The sequence below is a fragment of the Thiohalorhabdus sp. genome, assembly GCF_036628635.1.
Lineage (GTDB): Bacteria > Pseudomonadota > Gammaproteobacteria > Thiohalorhabdales > Thiohalorhabdaceae > Thiohalorhabdus.
In genome coordinates this window covers 1-19,296 of record NZ_JAZKRM010000008.1, presented here as the reverse complement: position 1 = coordinate 19,296, position 19,296 = coordinate 1, and the positions used below count along the sequence as shown (strand labels likewise).

Below are 19,296 nucleotides of genomic sequence, written 5' to 3'. Positions count from 1 at the left end.
GGGTAAGGTCTCGTACAGCGTTACCGCCCGCCACGGGCCCAGCCACCGACCCAACTTTGCGCTTGGGGTAACGAAAACGCCGTCACCCCCACCCACCCGCAGTCCCCACAACCAATGAACCTCCCCTACCCCGGCGCTTCCCGAACCGGCCTGGCGGGCTGGACCTAACCCTGGTCCAACAGGGTATCGTAACCGTATCGGTCCTCCGGCCGCCATCGGCACCGCATGCAGCCTGGCCCCGTCAGGGCTGCTGGCGGTTGACCAACCGGCGGACCAGTGCCGGAAGCGCCGCGGCTGGAGCCCGGCTCCTGCCGGTTGGCGAGCTTTTCCCACTACCGCAAGGAGACAAGGCCATGACCGAACATAACCCAACCGATTCCGCGGGCTCCCGAACAGAAGCGGAGGAGGAATCCACCTTCGACGCAAGCTGCGCCTTCCAAGAGGCCACCGACTTCGCCTCCCGCTTCACCCGCCTTGGTCTGGAGGCCGCAGCCACACCACTGGCTTGGCTACCCGATCCGGCTCGCGAGCAGCTGCGCCATACCGCCGGTGAGGCCCTGCGCGGCCTGGCGGTGGCTCCCCGGGTGGTCTCCGGTGTCCTGGACGAGCTGGCGCGCGAGGTCGAGGTACCCGTGGAGGAAACGGACCTGGGCAGCCGCCGAAGGGCCGAAAGTGGGGAAGACGGCTCCGCCGAGAGCACCGGAAAAGAAAGCGGCTGAGGCCATGCGCATCCTGATCCTGGGGGCCGGCTACGCCGGCCTGCGCGCTGCCCTGGACCTGGGCCATGCAAGGGCTCGGGATCAGCTTCCCGAGGCCACCGAGATCACCCTGGTGGAGCGGGCCGACTGCCACCACCTGATCTTCTGGCTGCATCAGGTGGCGGGGGGCACCATAAGCAGCAGCGAAGCCTGCGTCGACTTCGCCGATCTACCCCTGGACCAGGTCACCTTCAAGCAGGCCGAGGTCCGGGGCATCGATCCCCGCAGCCGAAGCGTGGCCACCTCGGCGGGCGAGCTCGGCTACGGCCATCTGGTTCTGGCGCTGGGCTCGGAGGCCACCCTGCCCCAGCTGCCCGGCCTGGCCGAGCATGCCCACACCCTGCGCGACCCGGCTAGGGCAGAGACCCTGCACACCGGACTGGGAGACGCCTTCGCCCAGGCCGGCGAGGCTGATACCCCAGGCGAATGCAAGCGCTTGGCCACAGTGGCGGTGGCCGGCGGCGGCTTCACCGGCTGTCAGCTCGCGGGTGAGCTGGCGCATCGCCTGCCCGAACTGGCCGACCGCTCCGGCGTGGCCATCCGCCATGTCCGTCTGGTGCTTCTGGAGGCCGGCGAGCGCCTGCTGCCGGCCATGGACGCCTGCCACGGCCGGTCGGCACAACGCATCCTGGAAGCCAAAGGGGTGGAGGTATGGACCGGGGCGGCCCTGGAGCGAGTCGATGGGGATACCCTCACCGCCGGCGGCAGCCGCATGCCCTACGGCACCCTGGCCTGGGCGGGCGGCGTCGCCGGTCCCGGCCTGCTGGGTAACAGCGGCCTCGATCGGAATCGCCAGGGCCGGGTATGGGTGGATCGCTTCCTGCGGGCAACGGACTTTCCGGAGGTCCGGGCCGCCGGCGACTGCGCCGTGCGCCAGGATGATCCGGGCACCGAGGCGACGGCCACCGAGGCCCTCAACCAGGGACGCTATCTAGCCGCCACCCTGCGCGATGAGCTGGCCGGACGCACGCCCGACTCCTATCGCCCCAGCCGCCTGGGCCTGCTGGTGGCCCTGGGCAACAACGACGCCGTGGGAAATGCCGGCCCGGTTCCTCTGGCCGGCCGCCCCGCAGGAGTGATCAAAAACGGTGCGGAGCGCACCTATCCCGACACCTTGCGGGGCAACCCGCCCCAATCCTTCCAGGATTGGGACTTCGGCCGCCCTCGGTAAGTTGGTGCTTACTCGGTCTTACATTTTCAAGGCCAGGGCCCCCAGGAGCATCAGGAAAGTCAATACCTGAAGGCCCACGCGGAAGGCCATGTACGTCCCGCTCCGCCGCTCATCCATAGCCCCGCCGTGCACCATGGTCCCTATGCCCATGGCTAACACTCCGAGGGTCGCCAACGCCGCCAACCCAATCAAAAACGTAAGTAGATCCATGTGCCTCTCCCGCTGAACGCCTTGACCGGAATCCGAACCTTGTCCCCTCTTTCTAATACGAGCGCTAGACGGCCTTTTGATAACGGTGAACCAATTGGCGACGGCAAGGACCGGATCTATTGGCTCAAGGCCTCAATCAGGGTGCGGCAGAAGGCCCCCAGGTCATTGGGATAACGGGAGGTGATGAGGTTGCCATCGCGTACCACGTCGCTGTCCTCGTATTCGGCCCCGGCGTTAACTAGATCGTCCCGGATGGACCAGAAGCCGGTTACCCGCCGTTTCTTCAGAATGCCGGCGGAAACCAGCACCCAGCCGGCGTGGCAGATGGCGGCGATCGGCTTGTCCGCTTGGTCGGCCTCCGCCACCAGATCCAGCAAGCGCTGATGGCGGCGCAAATGGTCTGGGGCATACCCCCCTGGCAGGACCAGGGCGCCAAAATCCCAGGACCCGATGTCCTCCAGGGCCGCGTCGGCCTCCATGGTCATGCCCCGCTTACCCTGGTAGCTCCGTGCGGAGGGCCCCACGACGGTGACGTGGGCCCCTTCCTCCGCTAGGCGATAGTACGGGTAATAGGCCTCGATATCCTCGAACAGGTCGGCCACGAAAAGGCCCACCCGGCGTCCCTCTAGCATTCCGGCCATGGCGACATCTCCTCGATTCTGGGCTTCCGGGCTTTGGCCCGCTGGCGGGTTCGCCTCTGTTTGGGCTTCCCTTTAAAGAGGATGGGGACGATTTGGCCTCGCTTAAAGGCCGGACACAACGCCCGGCAACCCACGCCCGCTCCCGGGACAGCTCCAGGGGACCTGAGGCCATCCCCTTTTCGGCCGAAAGGGCCGTTGGACGAAGGCTAGACCGGATAGTCCACCATCCAGCGCTCGGCCGTGACCTCCCCGATGAAGGCCTTAACTGCCTCGTGCTCCGGGTGGCTCTGATAGGCTGTTAGCGCCTCCCGGCTCTCGAGCTCGGAATATAGGACGACATCCGCGGAGGCCTCGGTGGCGCTGACATCAAGCCCCACCTCGATCTTAACCACCCCCGGGATGCGGCCCGCCAACGCCTCCAGCTTGTCCTTCATCTGCTCGGCGTTAACCGAGTTGGGATTCCCCAAAGCATGTTCCTTGAGGCGCCACATGACGATGTGCTTGATCATCGGCGAGTCTCCTCCAATGCGTAAGACGGGGCCGACTGAAGCGGCCGAAGAAGGGCCGACAGGATAGGTAATGGAGGGCGGGCGGGCCAGCAGGGAAGCCGTCGGGCGCATCTGAAGCCCTCCCGGGCCGGCCCCGAACGATTCTCCCGGCAAGGGACCAGGACCCTTATCCATCCCCTGAAACACAATCCCCTCCTGGGTGGCCTGATCCTCGCCGGCTCAGGGGCCGCATCCCCTCCACGGGACCCTTCAGAGGGTGCGCCTACGATCCAGGAAGACCTGACACTGTCGAGCAAGATGCTCGCTTTTCGGAAGCATAGCGGGGCCGAGCTCGGCATGAAGCCTCGCGATATGACGATCTTCACCTATGGGTTCCGGGTCGAAGGCACCGAAGGGCCAGTGCCGCCATCCAGGGAAATAATCGAGCTTCGGTCCAAGCTGGCTCCTCCCAAAATCTGGCGGGACCGTGAGCTGGCAATCCGGGTCGTCCGCTATGCCGGCAAAGCCTATTACTGGCTGGTGGGCTTCGGCGACGGACGGACCGGCACCGGTTACCGGATCCTTAGCCCCTGGATCCCTGGCCAGTCCCAGCGCCACACGGGACGTAGCGACCCGCCGCAAGCAGCCAAGCGGTTCGGCTGGCCGCGCCGTCGGGCTAAAGGCCCTCACCCACTCGGTCACCAGCAGGCACCCACCCCCGATCGCCGCCGCGGAACCGCTGCGCTATCGCCCCGGGCCTGAGTTATGGGCCCATCACCCGTACAATGAGGGGCCCAGCCACACCCCCGAGAGGAATTCGAGATCGCCGCCACCCGCAAGGCCACCGCCGACGCCCAGGAGCGCATCCGCGCCGTTTTCCGGGCGCTTCGGGACAGCACGCCCGGCTTCCGTGAGCGCAAGGCCCAGCAGTACATGATGGGCCAAGTGGCCAACACCTTTGCCACCGCCGAGACCGACGGCGACGACGAGGCCGCGGCCCACGTCCTGCTGGTGGAGGGCGGCACCGGCGTGGGCAAGAGCCTGGGATACCTGGTCCCCGGCATCGTAGCGGCGCAGCAGCGGGACATGGCCCTGGTGGTGGCCACCGGCACCGTGGCCCTGCAGGAGCAGCTGGTGGACACGGACCTGCCCAAGCTGGCGCGCTACTCGGGGCTGGATTTCCGCGCCCACCTGGCCAAGGGCCGCGGCCGCTATTTCTGCCCAGAGACGGCCCAGGGCCACCTCACCGAAGCCGCCTCCGCCACCGACCTGTTCGGCCTCGCCCCCGCCGGCCGGCTCGACCCCGAGAACCAGGACCTGCTGCGCCGGCTCTATGAGGCCTACACCGACGATACCTGGTCGGGCGACCTCGACCGCTGGCCGGAGACCATCCCTGGGGAGGTCCGGCGGCGAGTCACCACCACCTCCACCGGCTGCCCGGGCCGCCACCGCTGCCCCAGCGGTCAGGCCTGCCCCTTCTATACCGATCGCGATGCCCTGGAGGGGGCCGACGTTGTGGTGGCCAACCACGACCTGGTGCTGGCGGACTTGGCCTTGGGCGGCGGCGTCATTCTCCCCGATCCCGGCAGCGCCCTGTACGTCCTCGACGAGGGCCACCGGCTGGCCGCCCGGGCCCGCGAGCAGTTCAGCCTGGATGCCGCCGTGGCCGCCAGCCAGGAGGTCATGGAAGGCATCGGCGCCGCGGTTCAGCAGGCCCACGAAGCCATCGACCCGGTGGACGGGGCGAGCAAGCCCGATACCAGCGGGGTGGAGGAGGCCCTGCGCGGCACCGGCCAGGGCTTGCAGGATGCCTACCGCCACCTGCAGGCCCGCTTGGAGGCCGAGCAGCCCGAAGACAACGTGCTACGCTTCCCCCTGGGGCGGGTGGACGACACCCTCCAGGGCCTGGCGGGCAACATCGCCGGGCCCGGCGCCACAGCCCTGAAGACCGTAAGCGCCGCCTTGCGCGCCCTGGACAACGCCATGGAGAAGGCCGAGGGCGACGCCCTGGCCGGGCTCAACGAGCTGCGGCCCAAGCTGACCATGGCCGGGGAACGCCTGGCCAATCTGGTGGCCACCTGGGAGGCCTACACCGACCCGGATCCGGAAGGAGCGCCGCCTACGGCGCGCTGGATCCAGCGCTACACTCGGGGCGAGGAAGTGGATTTCCGCGTCCATGCCGCCCCAGTGTCCGCCCACGAGCGCCTGCGTACCAGCCTTTGGGACCGGTGTGCCGGTGCCGTGGTCACCTCCGCCACGCTAACCAGCCTGGGCAGCTTCCAGCGCATCCTCGCCGACCTCGGGCTAACGAAGGGCGCCGACGCCCACTGCCTGCGCCTGCCCTCCCCCTTCGACTACCCCAGCCAGGGCCGGCTCATCGTCCCCCACATGGTCGCCGAGCCCAAGGCGCCGGCCGAGCACACCCGGGAGGTGATCCAGCGCCTGCCCGATTACCTGGCGCGTGCGGCGGGCAGCCTGGTGCTGTTCGCCAGCCGAGCTCAGCTGGAGGCGGTGTACGAGGGCCTAACGCCCGAATGGCAGGTGACGGTCCAGCGCCAGGGCGATCGCTCCCGCGAGGAGCTGCTGCAGCGCCACCACCAGGCGGTCGCGGCCGGCGAGACGGCGGCGATCTTTGGCCTTGCCTCCTTCGCCGAGGGCGCCGATCTGCCGGGCGCCGCCTGCCGGGCTGTGGTGATCGCCAAGCTGCCCTTCGCGGTGCCCACCTCCCCAGTGGAGGCCACCCGCGCCGAGTGGGTGGAGGACCGCGGCGGCAAGCCCTTCTTCGAGATTGCCCTGCCCGATGCCTCTCTGAAATTAACCCAGGCCGTGGGCCGGCTGATCCGGGCGGAGGACGATTACGGCATCGTGGCCCTGCTGGACAACCGCCTGCACACCAAGGGTTACGGCCGGGATCTGCTGCGGGCCCTGCCCGATTTCACGCGGGACGACACCGGTACCGCGTTCTGAGGCGTTTGCGGCCATGGCTACCTCTGACCGGGTATTCCCGGGTCAACCACGGCGTTAAAGTATGCGAAATAGGTCTGAGCCCCGGCCCACACCACCAAGGTGTCCTAATGGAATCGCCACCGCTTCCCCCCGACGAGCCTCAGCGCCAGGCCGCCGTTACGGCCATGGGCCCGCCCGACCTCACGCCGAAAGAGCACTGCGACCGGATAACCCGGTTGCTGGCCAAGGCCGTCGACGTTCCCACCATCTTCTTCTCGGTGATCGATCAGGATCGCCAGATATTCACTTCGATCCAGGGCCTGGACATCTGCGAGACCCGGCGCGAGGACTCCTTCTGCGGGCACACCATCCTGCAGCACGACATCATGGTGGTGGAGAACGCCGCCACGAGCCCTCTGTTCCACGACAACCCCCTGGTGGTGGGGGAACCTTATATCGGCTTTTACGCCGGCATCCCCATTCGCTCCCCGGAGGGCTACAAGGTGGGCAGTCTCTGCGCCACCGACAACCGGCCACGCCAGTTTACCGAGGCCATAGCCCAGTCCCTCCATGACGGGCGAGGCCTCCTGGAAAGCGAACTCCTTCTGCGCTTCCAGAGCATCCGTGATCCCCTAACCGAGGCCTACAACCGGCGCCATTTCGACGACATACTGGCTCGGGAATGGGCCCGGAATCAGCGCACGGGGAGCCCGCTGGGCCTGATCATGGCGGACATCGATCATTTCAAGGCCTACAACGACGAATACGGTCATCTCCAGGGCGACGTCTGCTTGCGGGAGATCGCTGCCACCCTGCAGAGCGAGGCCAAGCGCTCCGGAGACCTGGTTTTCCGGGTCGGCGGGGAGGAGTTCGCCATTCTCCTTCCCAACACCCCGGAAAACGGGACAGCAGAGTTGGCGGAGCGTGCCCGCAAGGCCGTCAAGGCCCTTGGCGTCAACAACCCGGAGCCCCGTTCGCAGGGGATCATGACCCTCAGTATCGGCGCAGCCGCGGCCCGACCCGCCGAGTCCCGCCCGCCAACTCCCGAGGCATTTTTCCGGAGCGTCGACGACCTGCTATACCAGGCCAAATCGGGTGGACGTGACCGCCTGATCATGGCCGAGGAAAGTCCTTGACCCCGTCGATGCCATCGGCACCCCAGACTGGATCTGGGCAAGCGGCGGGGGGAAAATAGGTGGCCCGAGCGCACCAGAGTCACATCGTAAGGACGGCCAGACCCTGACCGGTTAAAGGCCCGATGCGGCACGGTCCCAACGGATCCGCTGTTGGTCTAGGCTGGTCCAAAAGACCACTGCCCGCCTCATCAGGCCTAAAGGGCCAACCGGGATCCCTCCTCCAGACAGCACCCCACCCTTAGCCTTGGCCCTTACGCCGACATTCAACGTCACCTCTTCATACACGCCGGGTTCGAGCTTGACGGGCCCAATCACGCAGGGGGGCTGTCGGCGGGCGGATTGGATAGCGCGGTACTATCCATGGACCCCAAAGGGTAGAAGATGGGCGTTCAGATGCCCTGACTGGGTCCGATACGTTTCGTCGATTTCATCAACCTGAAACCTGGCCAGGGCGAAAATGTCGACTTCCGTTTCTTAAAGGATGTGTTACTGATGGGGATTAGGATTGGCTCAACACACTTCCTTATGGCAGATCTCCCCTGCCTCCAATTCTCGCCAAGGGGAACGGGAGGCCCAACGGGCCATCCGGAACCCTTTCTGGATTGGCCCTATTCCGGAAAAGCCGCCACCCGGGCCCGCTCCCCCGAAATCCGGGGCGCCGACCTCGCGCTCCCAAAACCGCGGCAAACTCCTCATAACCAGCAAGGATCCGACCATGACGCTACACCTGGGTGACACAGCCCCTGACTTCGAGATCGAAACCACCGAGGGCACCATCAAGTTCCACGACTGGATCGCCGATTCCTGGTGCTTCTTTTTCAGCCATCCGGCGGACTTTACCCCCGTTTGCACCACGGAGATGGGCCGGACCGCGCAGTTGGCGGATGAATTCGAGGCCCGCAACACCAAACGGCTGGGGCTTTCCACGGATACTGTAGGAGAGCACGTCAAGTGGATCGAGGACGTCAACGACACCCAGCACACCAGCCTGGACTTCCCCATCGTCGCCGACGCCGATCTCCGGATCGCCAAGCTCTACGAGATGATTCACCCGGAAGAAAGCGACACAGCGGCCGTGCGCTCGGTATTCATCATCGACCCCGACAAGAAGATCCGGCTGACGATGACCTACCCCATGGCGGTGGGCCGAAACTTCGACGAGATCCTGCGGGCAATCGATGCCCTGCAGGTCGGCGACGCCAACAGCGTGGCCACCCCAGCGGACTGGACCAAGGGGGAGAACGTCATCATCCCGCCCACCGTCAGCAACGAGGAGGCGCAAAAGCGCTTCCCGCAGGGCTGGGATGAACAGCGCCCCTATCTGCGGCTGACTCATTTGAGCTGACCCACCCTGGAAAGGAATTGTGCCCCGTCTCCTTCAGCCGGAGGCGGGGCTTTTTATGGCTCGTCCTAACCACGCCCGGACCGAGACCCCGGGCGCGGGCGCCTAGCGCGCAGCTAGCAATCGGCGGACTCTGTGGTTGGGGAAGCTCCCCTTCCCGGTCGGCCGGATAGGTGCAACAGGGAAAGGAGCGGGTTTTTGCCGCCTGGAGTAAGGCCCCCATCGCGGAGCAAGGTTGGCCGCCCGGCACCCGGCCCTTATCCCTCCATCGCGCGGCTCCGGCAAGCTCCACGGCCCCGGAATTGGAGCTTGCAAGCATTGCAGCCGTTCTGCTGCTGGCCTCCGTATCGGTGGTGACCACCGTGGCGGGAGTAGCCCTGGCCCTATACACCGGCGGGCGGGACCGGGCCATCGCCGTCGGGATCGGCTTCCCGGCGGGCATAATGATCCTGGTTTCGTTTCTCGACCTGATGCCCCAAACCTCAGGCGATCCTGGGCTTGGTACGGGCAGCGCCTCTTTCCTGCTGGGCATGGGAATCGTTGCGACCCTGCACTGGCTCATTCCGCATACCCACCTTGTGGCGGAGACCGTGGGGCTTCCGCTGCCACCTCCTGTGCAGCGGCTACCTGGTTGCCTTCGGCCTCATCCTCCACGACCTGCCCGAAGGCTTAGCCATGGCCAATTCCTATATCGCTTCGCCATCCATGGGCATCCTGGTGGCGGTCGCCGTCGCCCTGCACAACCTGCCTGAGGAATTGGCTATGGCGGCGCCCCTCGTGGCCGACCGGGCGCGCCGCTTTTTGTTCCTGGCCGCCGCCCTGTCCGGGCTGGCCGAGCCGGCCGGGGGCCTGCTCGGGCTGGCAGCGGTGCATTTTTATCCCCAGCTCAACGCCCTGTTCCTGGCCTTTGCGGCAGGCGCCATGGTATTGGTATCCGTGCACGAATTGCTGCCCATGGCCCGCCGCTACGGCCACCCGCGCCTGTTCACCACCGGCGCCGTGGCCAGCGCCAGGACGTGCGCAACCTCCTCCGCAAGATGAAAAAACCGCCTGCCTGTAGAAAATGATGCCGGACTGATGCGCCAGATATTCCTGGCCCGAAGGGCTCCCCGGTGGATGAAGCCGATCACCAGGCGCCCCCCAGCCGCATTACTCGGTGGGCCTCGACGCGCCTTCTCTGGGCCGAGTCCACGAAGCAGATGGTCGTCTTACCGGGGCGTGAGCGCAGCTCACCGCTTCGGAGGGCCACTACTCGGCGATTTCGGTCACTGTCTCGAGTCCCCGCTCGGCGCCGTATTCCAGAATGGCTGGCGAGGGGGCCACGCCGATCTCCAGCCACTGCCCCTGGCACGGGAGGAAGGGACGCAGGGCGAGCAGTTCCGAGAGGTAGGCCGCCTGATGCTTGTCGAACCAGGCCTCCTAGCGCTCATGATGGGTCCCGAAAGGGGCCGCCTTAGGCATCCGACACTGCCTTCTTCGGGACGTCGAGGCGCCGCCGGCGTGCGGCAAGCTTCGAACTGTCCGGCCGGCGAGGAAGCCGCCGAACAGAAGGCGGCTGATGCTAACGGGGCCCTGTCGCCGGCCTTTCCCCGATAGGGCTCACTATTACTCCCGCCCGCCCTGTTTGCGCACGGAGCCGTGTCCCTTTCCGGGACCACCCTCCGCGCAGCGCCGGAACGCCGCCAAATGGCGCTGCTGGGAGGCCTCCTGCAGATTGCGCAGTACGGTGCGGATGGCCTCACGCTCGGTTGCCGCCAGCAGCCGGTCGTACAGCTCGACGTTGGCGATCTCCGCGGCCACTCCCGCCTCGCAGGCTTCCCGGACGCTGTCATACCGATTGACCTTCCCAGGCCATGGATTGTCGGGAATGGCGAGCTCGTAGCGCCTGAACAGGGTCAGCAATGCCTCGATGTGGCGAGCCTCCGCCTCGCGGATATTGCTGAAGGGGCGGACCTCGCCGAAGTCGGCGATTACCTGCTCGTAGGTGGCCCAGGCGGAATACTCGTCGTCCAGGGCCTCGCGGAGAGCACTGACCTCCGCTTGCGTCAGCTCACTCATGCACCAGACTCCAGATTGATAAGAGGGGAGCACCCCGGTGCGGGCGCTTCGGGCATCGACGTCTTTGCTTCGATCCTGTAACTGCGGCTGCAACTCGGCAACCTAACAGGCTCAAGGGCTGCCCATCGGAGGCGCACAAGAAGGGACCGCGGGCACTTTATCCCAGGGTCTTGACGATTTGCGTAGGGTGACAGATAAGAAGGATCAGGCTCGTCCGCCGACCGGCTAGTTCCCCGGTTTGCCGGGAAGCCGGCCCATTCAGCCATTGGGAGAAAAGCGATGACCCAGGAAACCCAGCAGGAGCACCGTGAGCACGAAGCGGACGCCGAGGAGCACTTCCGCTGGAGCGCGGACCACATGCACGCCCTGTCGGTGCTGCGCCAGGTCGAAGCCCAGATCTACAAGCACGAATCCGCCATCCAGAAGCACCGGTTGGCCATCATGCAGCACGAACAGGGTACGGGCGGCGACATGACCGAAGCCCACCAGACCCTGGAACAGCGGCACCAGCACAGCAACGAGGCTCACCAGCGCCTACTGGGGGCCGTCCTGGATCTAGAGCGCCTGCTGGCCCAATAACCCCTCTTGCTCCATGTCCGACCGGTCTACCCGCGGCCGGGCCGGTTGGACCACGCGATCAGAACCCGAGAGCCCCCGGCCCACGTCCCCCTTTTGAGTAGCCCCGGCCGAGCGCCGTGCTTTGGCTACGCTGGCCCCTGACCGCCGCCCATGAGGGCGAACAGTCCGCCCAGGATCACCACCTGGATCAGCCAACCGATGACGCACACCCCCACGGCCCGGCCGGTGCTCTCGTAGTCCAGCGCCTGCCGGACGGCGACCACCATGGCCACCAGCATCCAGATCGCGGCGACCAACCCCACCACGGCCTGAAGGCCCGGAATGACGCCGAGGATCCGGATCAGGCCCGGCGAGCTCGAGAAGCCGATGGTGCGCATCAGCTCCTGGATGGAGGATTCGGTCTGTGGCTCCGGGAGCAGCTTGGTGCCGATGTAATAGGTGAGCACGGCCCAGACCAGCCAGCCCACCAGCGCGCCCAGGGTACCGACCAGGATGCCGGAGGCACCGTGCGTGCTTACCGCACCGATGCCCGCCGCCAGGCTGGACAGCACCACCACCCCCAGCGCCTGGGCCATGGCGCCGGTATCGGCCTCCACCTCCTCATACACGTGCGGCTCGAGCTTGGCGGCCCGAACCATGCGATCCGTAAACTGACCCATTATTGCCTCCGGTTGGGTAAATTCGTCGGGGGTTGCGGCGGATAGCTCCGTCAAGAGCCCGCCACTGTGGGGGTGCACTCCGGCCCCGAACAACCGGTGCCTTCCCAGGCCCCTCCCGACCATCAAGGGCCCGCGGCCACGGCAATAGTGCCGGGGAAAGGATGCTGGAGCAAACGGCGCGGAAGGGGGGCATTCCGGCCGGCGGCAGGACGGGCTGAGGCCCGGACCCAGGCCTGATCCCCCGCTTACCGCCATGTCACCCACGAAAGATCATGCCTGCCGGGACGACCGGCACAACGATTGCCCACATCCGACCGGCGACGCTCGACGTATCAAGGTCGATAAGGCACAAGGTCCTGCCAACCCCGACAGCGACTACCGGAGCCGGCATGGGCCGGAGAAACCTACAGCGGCCCGAGTCCGGTCAGTCGGGCGGCATTACGGGCGCTTGCTTGCAGGGGAAATCATCATGGAAGCCAGCCAATCCGAGATCTCACCGGCCTTCAACCATCCATCCCGTTTCGTCGAAATCGACGGCGCGCGCATGCACTACGTGGACGAGGGTGAGGGACCGGTCATCCTTTTCCTGCACGGCAACCCCACATGGTCCTACCTGTGGCGGAACATTCTCCCCTGGCTCACTCCCCATGCGCGCTGCATCGCCCCTGACCTGATCGGCATGGGCCGGTCGGACAAGCCGGACATCGCCTACCGCTTCGGCGATCACGCCCGTTACCTGGAGGCCTTTATCGAGGCCCTGGGCCTGTCGCAAATCACCCTAGTGGGCCACGACTGGGGCTCCGCCCTCGGCCTGGATTGGGCACGCCGCAATCCCGCTAAGGTGCAAGGCATCGCCTTGATGGAGGCTATCCTGTTTCCCTCCCCATGGTCCGAGTTCCCCGCCGAATTCCGTCTGGGGTTCCGACTGATGCGCACCCCCGGCCTCGGCTGGGTCATGCTTAGCCTCATGAATGGCTTCGTGGAGCAGGTCCTGCCCGCCGCAGTGGTGCGGGACCTTGCCCAGACGGAAATGGCCCATTACCGCGACCCCTACCCCACGGTGCGTAGCCGCCGCCCGACCCGCCAGTGGCCACTGGAAATCCCCATCGAGGGCCGGCCCGAAGACGTCCACGAGATCGTGGCCGCCAACAACAGCTACCTGCAGCAGACATCCATCCCCAAGCTGCTGCTTTACGCCCACCCTGGCGGCCTGGTGCGCGCGCCCACCGTGGCCTGGTGCCGAGACCACCTGACCGACCTCCAGGTCCGGGATGTGGGCGAAGGCATCCACTTCCTCCAGGAGGACAAGCCTCATGCCATTGGGCATGCCTTACGAGATTGGTACTGGGAGCGGGTCGCAGGGTGACGGCCCAAGCAAACGGTTCCCGGCAAAGGCTACCCTTCCGGTCTCTGGGGCCCGTCTTACCGGGCCTATTCGCCCAACTCCCGCGCCCCGGTCCCCCGGCCGGCGTCACTGCGTGACATCTCGCGCGTCAGCCAGAAGGCGGCGGCGAGCAGCATGGCGCCGCCGTAGACGGTATTCGACGAGGGCACCTCGCCGAAGATCAGGTACCCCAGAAAGGCCGCCACCACCGGTGACACAATGATGTCCACCAGCGAATAGACGTTGGCCCGCAGCTTTCTCAGCACGAGGGAAATGCCGAAGTAGGCGAAGCCCGTGGAAACCAAGCCCAGACACACCGCCCACAGCATCACCGGCAGCGCCACTCCCAGGGCCGGGTAGTGGATGGTCCCGGTTACCGCCCCCGGACCGGCCAGGACTACCGCCGGCGACAGCACCACCGCCCCCACCAGCATGGACCACCCGGTGTCGTTGCCCACCTCCGTCTTACCCTCAAACCGCATGTAGGTGACCATCGCCGCGTACACCGCGCCGTCGCCCAGGGCCACCAGGTTGCCCACCATGTGGCCGCCCTCCAGGGGCTTGGCCAGAACGATCCCGGCCAGCGCCAGGGCGAAGATCAGGATGTAGCTCCACCGCGCCCTTTCCCCCAGGAACAGCCAGGAGAAGAGGAAGGTGAAAAATGGCGCCACCGACCAGAAGATCACCACGTTGGCGATGGGGGCCCGGGTCATGGCGAAATTGAACACACTGATCTGGGCGGCGATGAGCACGCCGATGACGGCGGTGTCGGTTAGGTTGCCCCAGGGGAAGCGCAGCCGCTGATCGGTTGCCAAGGGCACCGCCGCTATCAGGAAGGCCGTGGCGAAGGCCAGGGCGTAGAAGTTCAGGGTCTGGATGGGGATGCGGCCATCGGTGAGTTTCACGAAGACCCCGATGGTTGCCTCCGACACCGTGATCAGGCCGAGCAGCAGGACGGTCTTCCTCATGGGGCGACCCCTTGGGGTGAGGACTGGTGCCAAGGCTTGGGCCATCGCCGCGAGCTGGACGCGCCAGGCCGGACAGCCCGCAGCCAACCACCTTGGCCACGGCCGGCCCCATCACCCGGATGGCGGTCCGGTCATCGCCGAAGCGGGCCCAGGCAGGGAGAAGGCGGGGGCTTTGGGGGTGACAGGGAAAGCTAGGGAACCAGGCCGGGGATTGTAAAGCCGGACATCCCGACTGCGACCACGGGGCGAGGATTAGGGCCGGAAAACCAGGCAGAAGAAGCGCTCAGGCTCGGAGGGTCCCGGTCCGGCCGCCGGCCCCCCGGGCGCCTTCTAAAGGCCGCCGACGGCCTCCTGGACGACCTGCAGCGGCTCCCTAGCCGGTGCCCACCGCGTGGCCCATACGCCAGTATGGTGCGGGCCATAAAGGCATCGCTCAGAGCCATGGCGAAGGCCTGGTGAAGCCGGGGAACGGACCCCTCGCCTTCTCCTTCAGGGTCCGGACGGGCTTCGCCCAACTGGGCCCACCATTGGCAGATACGGGGATCGTGCAGCCGGCCGGTGGTTGAGATCTCATCCAGGGGCCGCCAGCCCAGATCAGGCAGCTGCCTGTCCAGCACCTCCGCGCCGGACGGTCGAATCAGCAAGGTCATGGCGGGGCCTCCCAAAGAGGGGGCAGCCGGTTTCCGTTTCGCCCAAAGCCGGGCAAGCTTGTCGCCCATCCCCGGGAAGGGGCGAGGGGAAGCGACCGTTGGGCGCCAATGTTGGCCTCGGACGTTTCTCAAATCGGAACGTCCCACCCTAGACCCGGAGGCGACCCGCTGTCCGAAACCGGTCCCAGTGGGATACCCGGCCTCCTTTACCGAATCCGGGGCAGGCCGGGCCGCAAGCCTCCACGGGGAAACCGAAGCGCCTTTATCCCTCAGGGCCTTCCTGCGGTAGCGGCCAACGGGTGACCCCGTGGCCGAACCCCACGGGCTGAAAGACCGAGGCCGGCTAGAAGTTCGGCTGCTCCGGGGCATCCTTGAACATGCGCATGCTGTCCTCGATCTCCTTCCTGGCCGCAGCGGCGTCATTCCAACCGTCCACGCGGACCCACTTGCCCTCGTCCAGGTCCTTGTAGTGCTCAAAGAAGTAGGCGATCTGGTCGAGCAGGGGCTGGGGCATATCTCCCAGGTCCCATGTATGGCGGTAGGTCTCGCACAGCTTGTCGCTAGGCACCGCCAGCACCTTGGGGTCGTCCCCGGACTCGTCGGTCATCTTCAGAAGCGCCACCGGCCGGCACTGGACCACCGAGCCGGTGATCAGGGGGACCGGGGTGACCACCAGCACGTCCGCCGGGTCGCCGTCGCTGGAGAGGGTGTGGGGGATGTAGCCGTAATTGCAGGGATAGTGCATGGGGGTGTTCATGAACCGATCCACGAACATGGCCCCGGTCTCCTTTTCCACCTCGTACTTCACCGGATCGCTGTGGGCCGGGATCTCCACGATCACATTGACCTCGTGGGGGCAGTCGGGACCGGTGGAAACGTGCTCCAGGTTCATCACACACACCTCATAGTTCTTCCTGATTGCCCAGATGGATCGGCAACCCCCGCAGACACGAGGACGAAGCCCCTCGCCACCAGGGTGGCCGGCCCTATCCCTGATCGGGAGGTCGGAGGAATCAGGCTGGATTTTGGGTTGGCGTCGGGGGATTAACGCAACCTAATAAGCTACCATACCTGTCCGATCCCTTCACCCAGATGAGGCGCGGCCGCGGAGGGCTAAAGTTTTCCCACAGAACTTGTGGAAAAAAATGTGGAAAAGCGTGGGGATTCCACCATAAATCCGCCTCCAGAGGGGTCCACGGCGGTTTGGCTCAAATCGTAGGAAGCCTAATAATTCCTATTATTTTCAAAAAGTTAATCGTAAGTTATCCGCGTTGCGGCGGTTTCGGTATGTCAAGAGGGCTATCGAGAGAGGCGATGCACCACCTTGGGGAAATTGTCAACGTCGTAACTAGGTACGAATCCCTTCAAAGGGAGGCAGAGCAGCCCAGCGAAATGGTGAAGGGTTCCGGTTCGGATTGGACAGATGGGCTGCCTCTAGGCGGGGCGAACATGCTCCTTTGGCGGCACCAGCCTCACCAAGCGAACAAGGTCAGCCCAGGGGGCAAAAGGCAAGACCTGATTCCATTACGCACTATCTGGCAGCAGCACCCTGCATCCCCCGGGAAACCCAAAAAAACCTGCCCCTGGGAGCGAGGGGCGAAGTGGCCCCGCCGAGGCCAGGTAGCGTCGGAACAACTGGGACCACCGCCGGTGTACGGGAGACCGGCCTCGGCCCCGTTGAATCCGACCCTCTAAAGGAGTACGAACAGCAGCTCGTGGCCAAGAACGCGGCCGCGGAAGGGAACCATGGGGATCCAGTTCCAGGGTCAGGGAAGGCGAATCACTCAGCCGAAAAAGGGGGCGTGGGGCTCCCCTTCGACCAAAGCCAGATATTCCTCTCCGTAGGGTTGCGTACCTCCACGGGCCAGAAGCCAGCTACGGTCACGTCGGGGATCGCGGTGACATCGGCGGGAGTAGCGTCCCGGATGACAACCTTTCGGTCCAAGAATGCTCGTTTATCCGAGGGATCGCGTCGGGGCTTAATTCTTACTGACTATTCCCTTCACTCAGCCAGTGGGTTGTAGGAGCTGGTATTGACCGCGACCGTTTGATGCTTCGATGGGATAGGTCGCGGTTGGTGACCGCTCCTAGAGGACCGAGGATCGCTATGGTGTAGTCTACCTGAATCAACCGGATAGCCAATTTTTGGAAAAGGAAAAACCTGTCCCCGGTTCCCATCCGTTCGCCGGGGCAAAAAGCCAGACCCGACCCCAACGGGGCCGCTTAGGGACCCTTGTTTGGACGCGAAGAAAGCCCTCTTTTCAGAACCCCCTCAGGACGAATCACTCCAAGAAATTCCACCAGGCCTTGGATTTTTCCTTCTTCGGAGACTTCCCCTGCTCGCTGCCCTTTGAAGCCGGATCGGCCTTGCGGTTCGCTTTACCCCGGTCGGGGCCTTTGCCGCTTTCAAGGGATCCTTCCTCACCCCGCTGTTCCTCGCCTTCCCGGCGCTCGCGATTCCGATACTCGGGCTCGTCCTCGGCCCGTTCCCGCTCATGCTCCAATTCCTCCTTGGCGCGTTCCCGCTTGCGCTCGGCTTTCTCCTTGGCTCGCTCACGGCGTTCTTCGGCTTCGCCTCTGGCCCCCTCGCGCATCGCCTTGCCCTTTTCCGGCCCCTTGCTCCAAGCCCTACCCGGATGAACCTCACCCTTTCCGCCCTTGTCCTTGCCCTTCTCGGCCCTTTCCGCGACCTCCTTGGGCTTGTTTGCGTGATCCGGCTGGGCCGAAACCGTCATCGCAGTGAGACCACCCACCACTAGCAGACTGGATGCAACGACAGCGGGGCGATTTCCTTTCGGATCCATGGGGACATCCTTATGGGTGTTTGTAATAACTGCCTGCAGAAAAGGCTAGATCTTAAGTGGAAGGGTACTCTAGTACCTGCGCTTTATCCCTATGTATCAACATTTACCCCATATTTCGCTTCCGCATCCCAACCCCCGAGACCCTCCGGGTTCCGTAAAGCAAAGTTTGCCCTTAACCAGTTGGTCACGGGGATTAAATTCCCCACAGAACCTTTGGAAAAGATTGTGGAAATGCCCGGGCAACCAATCCCAAATCCGCTCCTCGGGGCCGGGTGGGGTTTAGCTTAAACAGTGGCAAACTGAAAATACTTTTTTCAATATTTTAACCATAAGCCCTGCGCGGTGCGGCGGTTTTGGTATGTCAAGGGAGGTGACCTGTGAAACAAGGCACCGTCTTGGGGAAATTGTCAACGGCGGGAGGGGTACCATCCTTCCACGAGGAGATGGAGCCAGGAGGGAGGGTTCGATCCGGATTGGACGAAAAGACCGCTCGTAGGTAGGGGCGGGCTTCGCCTTTCACCTTCCCAACTCCACAAACGGGGCAAAGCCAACGCCAGGGAAAAAGCCGGACCTGAGCCATCCCGCTCGAAAACCCTCATGAGGGGCTGGCACCCCTTTCAATAACTCTGGCCGACGGGGAGGCGCCCTTACTCGCCCTCGGGACCGGTAACGGTTCGGGGCGCACCCGAGCCAATGCGGTAGACCAGCATCACCCCCGCACCGGCTACCACCAGACCCACTACGTCGGTGGCGATCAGCAAATCGCCAAAGGCCGCCCAGGCCATGACCATGGTCACCGGCGGGCTGAGGTAGAACAGGCTGGCCACGCGCGTGGCCTCGTCGCGGTGCAGCAGGCGCCACATGGCCCAGTAGGCGCCCAGCGACACCGCCACGATCAGCCAGGCCATGGTCGCCAGGAACGGCGCCGCCGGCTCCGCGGCGAAGCCCTCCAGCCCCCAGGCCAGGGGCAGCAACGCCAGGGCCGTGGCCGCGCTCTGCCAGAACAGCGTGGTCTCCAGCGGTAAGTGGGTGCTGGCTCCGACCTGCGCCCAGCGGCGCTGCATGAGGCTGGCGATGGTGATGGCCACCACCGAGCCGAACGGGATCAGGTAGCCCAGCGCCGGCGTGGTGGCGTCCTCGGACAACCGCGCCCCCACCGCGATCACCACCCCCACGAAGCCCAATACCAAGCCCAGCCACTGGCGCGCGTCGGTGCGCTCACCCAGCACCGGCCCGGACAGCGCCCCGGTCAGCAGCGGCTGGAGTGCGGTCACCAGCGCCACGATGCCCGCCGGCACCCCCAGGTCCAGCGCCACCAGCACGCAGCCCAGCCAGACGCCGTGGGCCAGGATGCCCACCAGGGCCGTATGCCCCGCCGCCCGCCGCCCGGGCCAGCCCAGCCGCCCGCGCAGGGCCAACCACCCGCCCAGCAGCCCGGCCAGCACCAGGTAGCGCCAGAACAGCAGCGACCACGGCCCGGTGTACGGCAGGCCGTACTCGGC

General features: G+C 65.5%; 17 protein-coding genes. 8 read left to right on the top strand and 9 right to left on the bottom strand.

What is annotated here, in order from left to right; all coding sequences use genetic code 11:
• The first annotated feature begins 353 nt into the window (after positions 1-353).
• Positions 354-719: a hypothetical protein gene (locus tag V5A19_RS04300; protein ID WP_332318976.1), complete on the top strand. Its 366-nt coding sequence runs from the start codon at positions 354-356 to the stop codon at positions 717-719.
• 4 nt (positions 720-723) lie between these two features.
• Entirely contained in the window at positions 724-1,929 is a 1,206-nt protein-coding gene (locus V5A19_RS04295; protein ID WP_332318977.1) for an NAD(P)/FAD-dependent oxidoreductase, read from the top strand.
• Positions 1,930-1,947: 18 nt separating this feature from the next.
• On the opposite strand, the gene V5A19_RS04290 is transcribed toward V5A19_RS04295, so the two are convergent.
• The 3 genes from V5A19_RS04290 to V5A19_RS04280 all read right to left on the bottom strand — a co-directional run bounded on the left by V5A19_RS04290 (position 1,948) and on the right by V5A19_RS04280 (position 3,289).
• Positions 1,948-2,139: an HIG1 domain-containing protein gene (locus V5A19_RS04290; protein ID WP_332318978.1), complete on the bottom strand. Its 192-nt coding sequence runs from the start codon at positions 2,137-2,139 to the stop codon at positions 1,948-1,950.
• A gap of 116 nt (positions 2,140-2,255) precedes the next feature.
• Positions 2,256-2,780 (bottom strand): type 1 glutamine amidotransferase domain-containing protein, encoded by a 525-nt coding sequence (locus V5A19_RS04285; protein ID WP_332318979.1) that lies wholly within the window; start codon positions 2,778-2,780, stop codon positions 2,256-2,258.
• 206 nt (positions 2,781-2,986) lie between these two features.
• Positions 2,987-3,289, bottom strand: a complete 303-nt coding sequence (locus V5A19_RS04280) for a Dabb family protein (RefSeq protein WP_332318980.1) — start codon at positions 3,287-3,289, stop codon at positions 2,987-2,989.
• Between the two features lie 801 nt (positions 3,290-4,090).
• Here V5A19_RS04280 and dinG point away from each other — a divergent pair.
• The 4 genes from dinG (at position 4,091) to V5A19_RS04260 (ending at position 9,733) form a co-directional block, all read left to right on the top strand.
• Complete coding sequence (dinG, locus tag V5A19_RS04275; RefSeq protein ID WP_332318992.1) at positions 4,091-6,235, top strand: ATP-dependent DNA helicase DinG; 2,145 nt, start codon at positions 4,091-4,093, stop codon at positions 6,233-6,235.
• Between the two features lie 107 nt (positions 6,236-6,342).
• Positions 6,343-7,350, top strand: a complete 1,008-nt coding sequence (locus tag V5A19_RS04270) for a sensor domain-containing diguanylate cyclase (RefSeq protein ID WP_332318981.1) — start codon at positions 6,343-6,345, stop codon at positions 7,348-7,350.
• 715 nt (positions 7,351-8,065) lie between these two features.
• Positions 8,066-8,695: a peroxiredoxin gene (locus V5A19_RS04265; protein WP_332327716.1), complete on the top strand. Its 630-nt coding sequence runs from the start codon at positions 8,066-8,068 to the stop codon at positions 8,693-8,695.
• Between the two features lie 672 nt (positions 8,696-9,367).
• The gene (locus V5A19_RS04260; RefSeq protein ID WP_443081442.1) at positions 9,368-9,733 is read left to right on the top strand and encodes a ZIP family metal transporter; all 366 of its coding nucleotides are present in this window, start codon (positions 9,368-9,370) and stop codon (positions 9,731-9,733) included.
• A gap of 564 nt (positions 9,734-10,297) precedes the next feature.
• On the opposite strand, the gene V5A19_RS04255 is transcribed toward V5A19_RS04260, so the two are convergent.
• Entirely contained in the window at positions 10,298-10,750 is a 453-nt protein-coding gene (locus V5A19_RS04255) for a ferritin-like domain-containing protein (protein WP_332318984.1), read from the bottom strand.
• A 279-nt stretch (positions 10,751-11,029) separates the two neighbouring features.
• On the opposite strand from V5A19_RS04255, the gene V5A19_RS04250 reads away from it, so the two are divergent.
• On the top strand, positions 11,030-11,329 hold the full coding sequence (locus V5A19_RS04250; protein WP_332318985.1) for a hypothetical protein: 300 nt from the start codon (positions 11,030-11,032) through the stop codon (positions 11,327-11,329).
• 125 nt (positions 11,330-11,454) lie between these two features.
• Here V5A19_RS04250 and V5A19_RS04245 read toward each other — a convergent pair whose 3' ends face one another.
• On the bottom strand, positions 11,455-11,988 hold the full coding sequence (locus tag V5A19_RS04245) for a YIP1 family protein (protein ID WP_332318986.1): 534 nt from the start codon (positions 11,986-11,988) through the stop codon (positions 11,455-11,457).
• Between the two features lie 469 nt (positions 11,989-12,457).
• Between V5A19_RS04245 and V5A19_RS04240 the strand changes: the two genes are divergently transcribed.
• Entirely contained in the window at positions 12,458-13,354 is an 897-nt protein-coding gene (locus V5A19_RS04240) for a haloalkane dehalogenase (RefSeq protein ID WP_332318987.1), read from the top strand.
• A 65-nt stretch (positions 13,355-13,419) separates the two neighbouring features.
• Here the strand turns inward: V5A19_RS04240 and V5A19_RS04235 are convergent, their stop codons facing one another.
• The 4 genes from V5A19_RS04235 to V5A19_RS04220 form a co-directional block, all read right to left on the bottom strand.
• Positions 13,420-14,340 (bottom strand): DMT family transporter, encoded by a 921-nt coding sequence (locus tag V5A19_RS04235; RefSeq protein WP_332318988.1) that lies wholly within the window; start codon positions 14,338-14,340, stop codon positions 13,420-13,422.
• Positions 14,341-15,333: 993 nt separating this feature from the next.
• A complete protein-coding gene (gene ppa, locus V5A19_RS04230) occupies positions 15,334-15,882 on the bottom strand; it encodes an inorganic diphosphatase (protein ID WP_332318989.1) in 549 nt (182 codons plus the stop codon).
• Between the two features lie 1,390 nt (positions 15,883-17,272).
• Positions 17,273-17,794, bottom strand: a complete 522-nt coding sequence (locus V5A19_RS04225; RefSeq protein WP_332318990.1) for a hypothetical protein — start codon at positions 17,792-17,794, stop codon at positions 17,273-17,275.
• A gap of 647 nt (positions 17,795-18,441) precedes the next feature.
• Positions 18,442-19,296: DMT family transporter (locus V5A19_RS04220; RefSeq protein ID WP_332327714.1), on the bottom strand; the 855-nt coding region annotated here is incomplete at its 5' end.

Bases quoted from the DNA above. Each gene is read 5' to 3' on its own strand.
- V5A19_RS04300 (WP_332318976.1), top strand. From the start codon at position 354: ATGACCGAACATAACCCAACCGATTCCGCGGGCTCCCGAACAGAAGCG.
- V5A19_RS04295 (WP_332318977.1), top strand. From the start codon at position 724: ATGCGCATCCTGATCCTGGGGGCCGGCTACGCCGGCCTGCGCGCTGCC.
- V5A19_RS04290 (WP_332318978.1), bottom strand. From the start codon at position 2,139: ATGGATCTACTTACGTTTTTGATTGGGTTGGCGGCGTTGGCGACCCTC.
- V5A19_RS04285 (WP_332318979.1), bottom strand. From the start codon at position 2,780: ATGGCCGGAATGCTAGAGGGACGCCGGGTGGGCCTTTTCGTGGCCGAC.
- V5A19_RS04280 (WP_332318980.1), bottom strand. From the start codon at position 3,289: ATGATCAAGCACATCGTCATGTGGCGCCTCAAGGAACATGCTTTGGGG.
- V5A19_RS04270 (WP_332318981.1), top strand. From the start codon at position 6,343: ATGGAATCGCCACCGCTTCCCCCCGACGAGCCTCAGCGCCAGGCCGCC.
- V5A19_RS04265 (WP_332327716.1), top strand. From the start codon at position 8,066: ATGACGCTACACCTGGGTGACACAGCCCCTGACTTCGAGATCGAAACC.
- V5A19_RS04260 (WP_443081442.1), top strand. From the start codon at position 9,368: ATGGCCAATTCCTATATCGCTTCGCCATCCATGGGCATCCTGGTGGCG.
- V5A19_RS04255 (WP_332318984.1), bottom strand. From the start codon at position 10,750: ATGAGTGAGCTGACGCAAGCGGAGGTCAGTGCTCTCCGCGAGGCCCTG.
- V5A19_RS04250 (WP_332318985.1), top strand. From the start codon at position 11,030: ATGACCCAGGAAACCCAGCAGGAGCACCGTGAGCACGAAGCGGACGCC.
- V5A19_RS04245 (WP_332318986.1), bottom strand. From the start codon at position 11,988: ATGGGTCAGTTTACGGATCGCATGGTTCGGGCCGCCAAGCTCGAGCCG.
- V5A19_RS04240 (WP_332318987.1), top strand. From the start codon at position 12,458: ATGGAAGCCAGCCAATCCGAGATCTCACCGGCCTTCAACCATCCATCC.
- V5A19_RS04235 (WP_332318988.1), bottom strand. From the start codon at position 14,340: ATGAGGAAGACCGTCCTGCTGCTCGGCCTGATCACGGTGTCGGAGGCA.
- ppa (WP_332318989.1), bottom strand. From the start codon at position 15,882: ATGAACCTGGAGCACGTTTCCACCGGTCCCGACTGCCCCCACGAGGTC.
- V5A19_RS04225 (WP_332318990.1), bottom strand. From the start codon at position 17,794: ATGGATCCGAAAGGAAATCGCCCCGCTGTCGTTGCATCCAGTCTGCTA.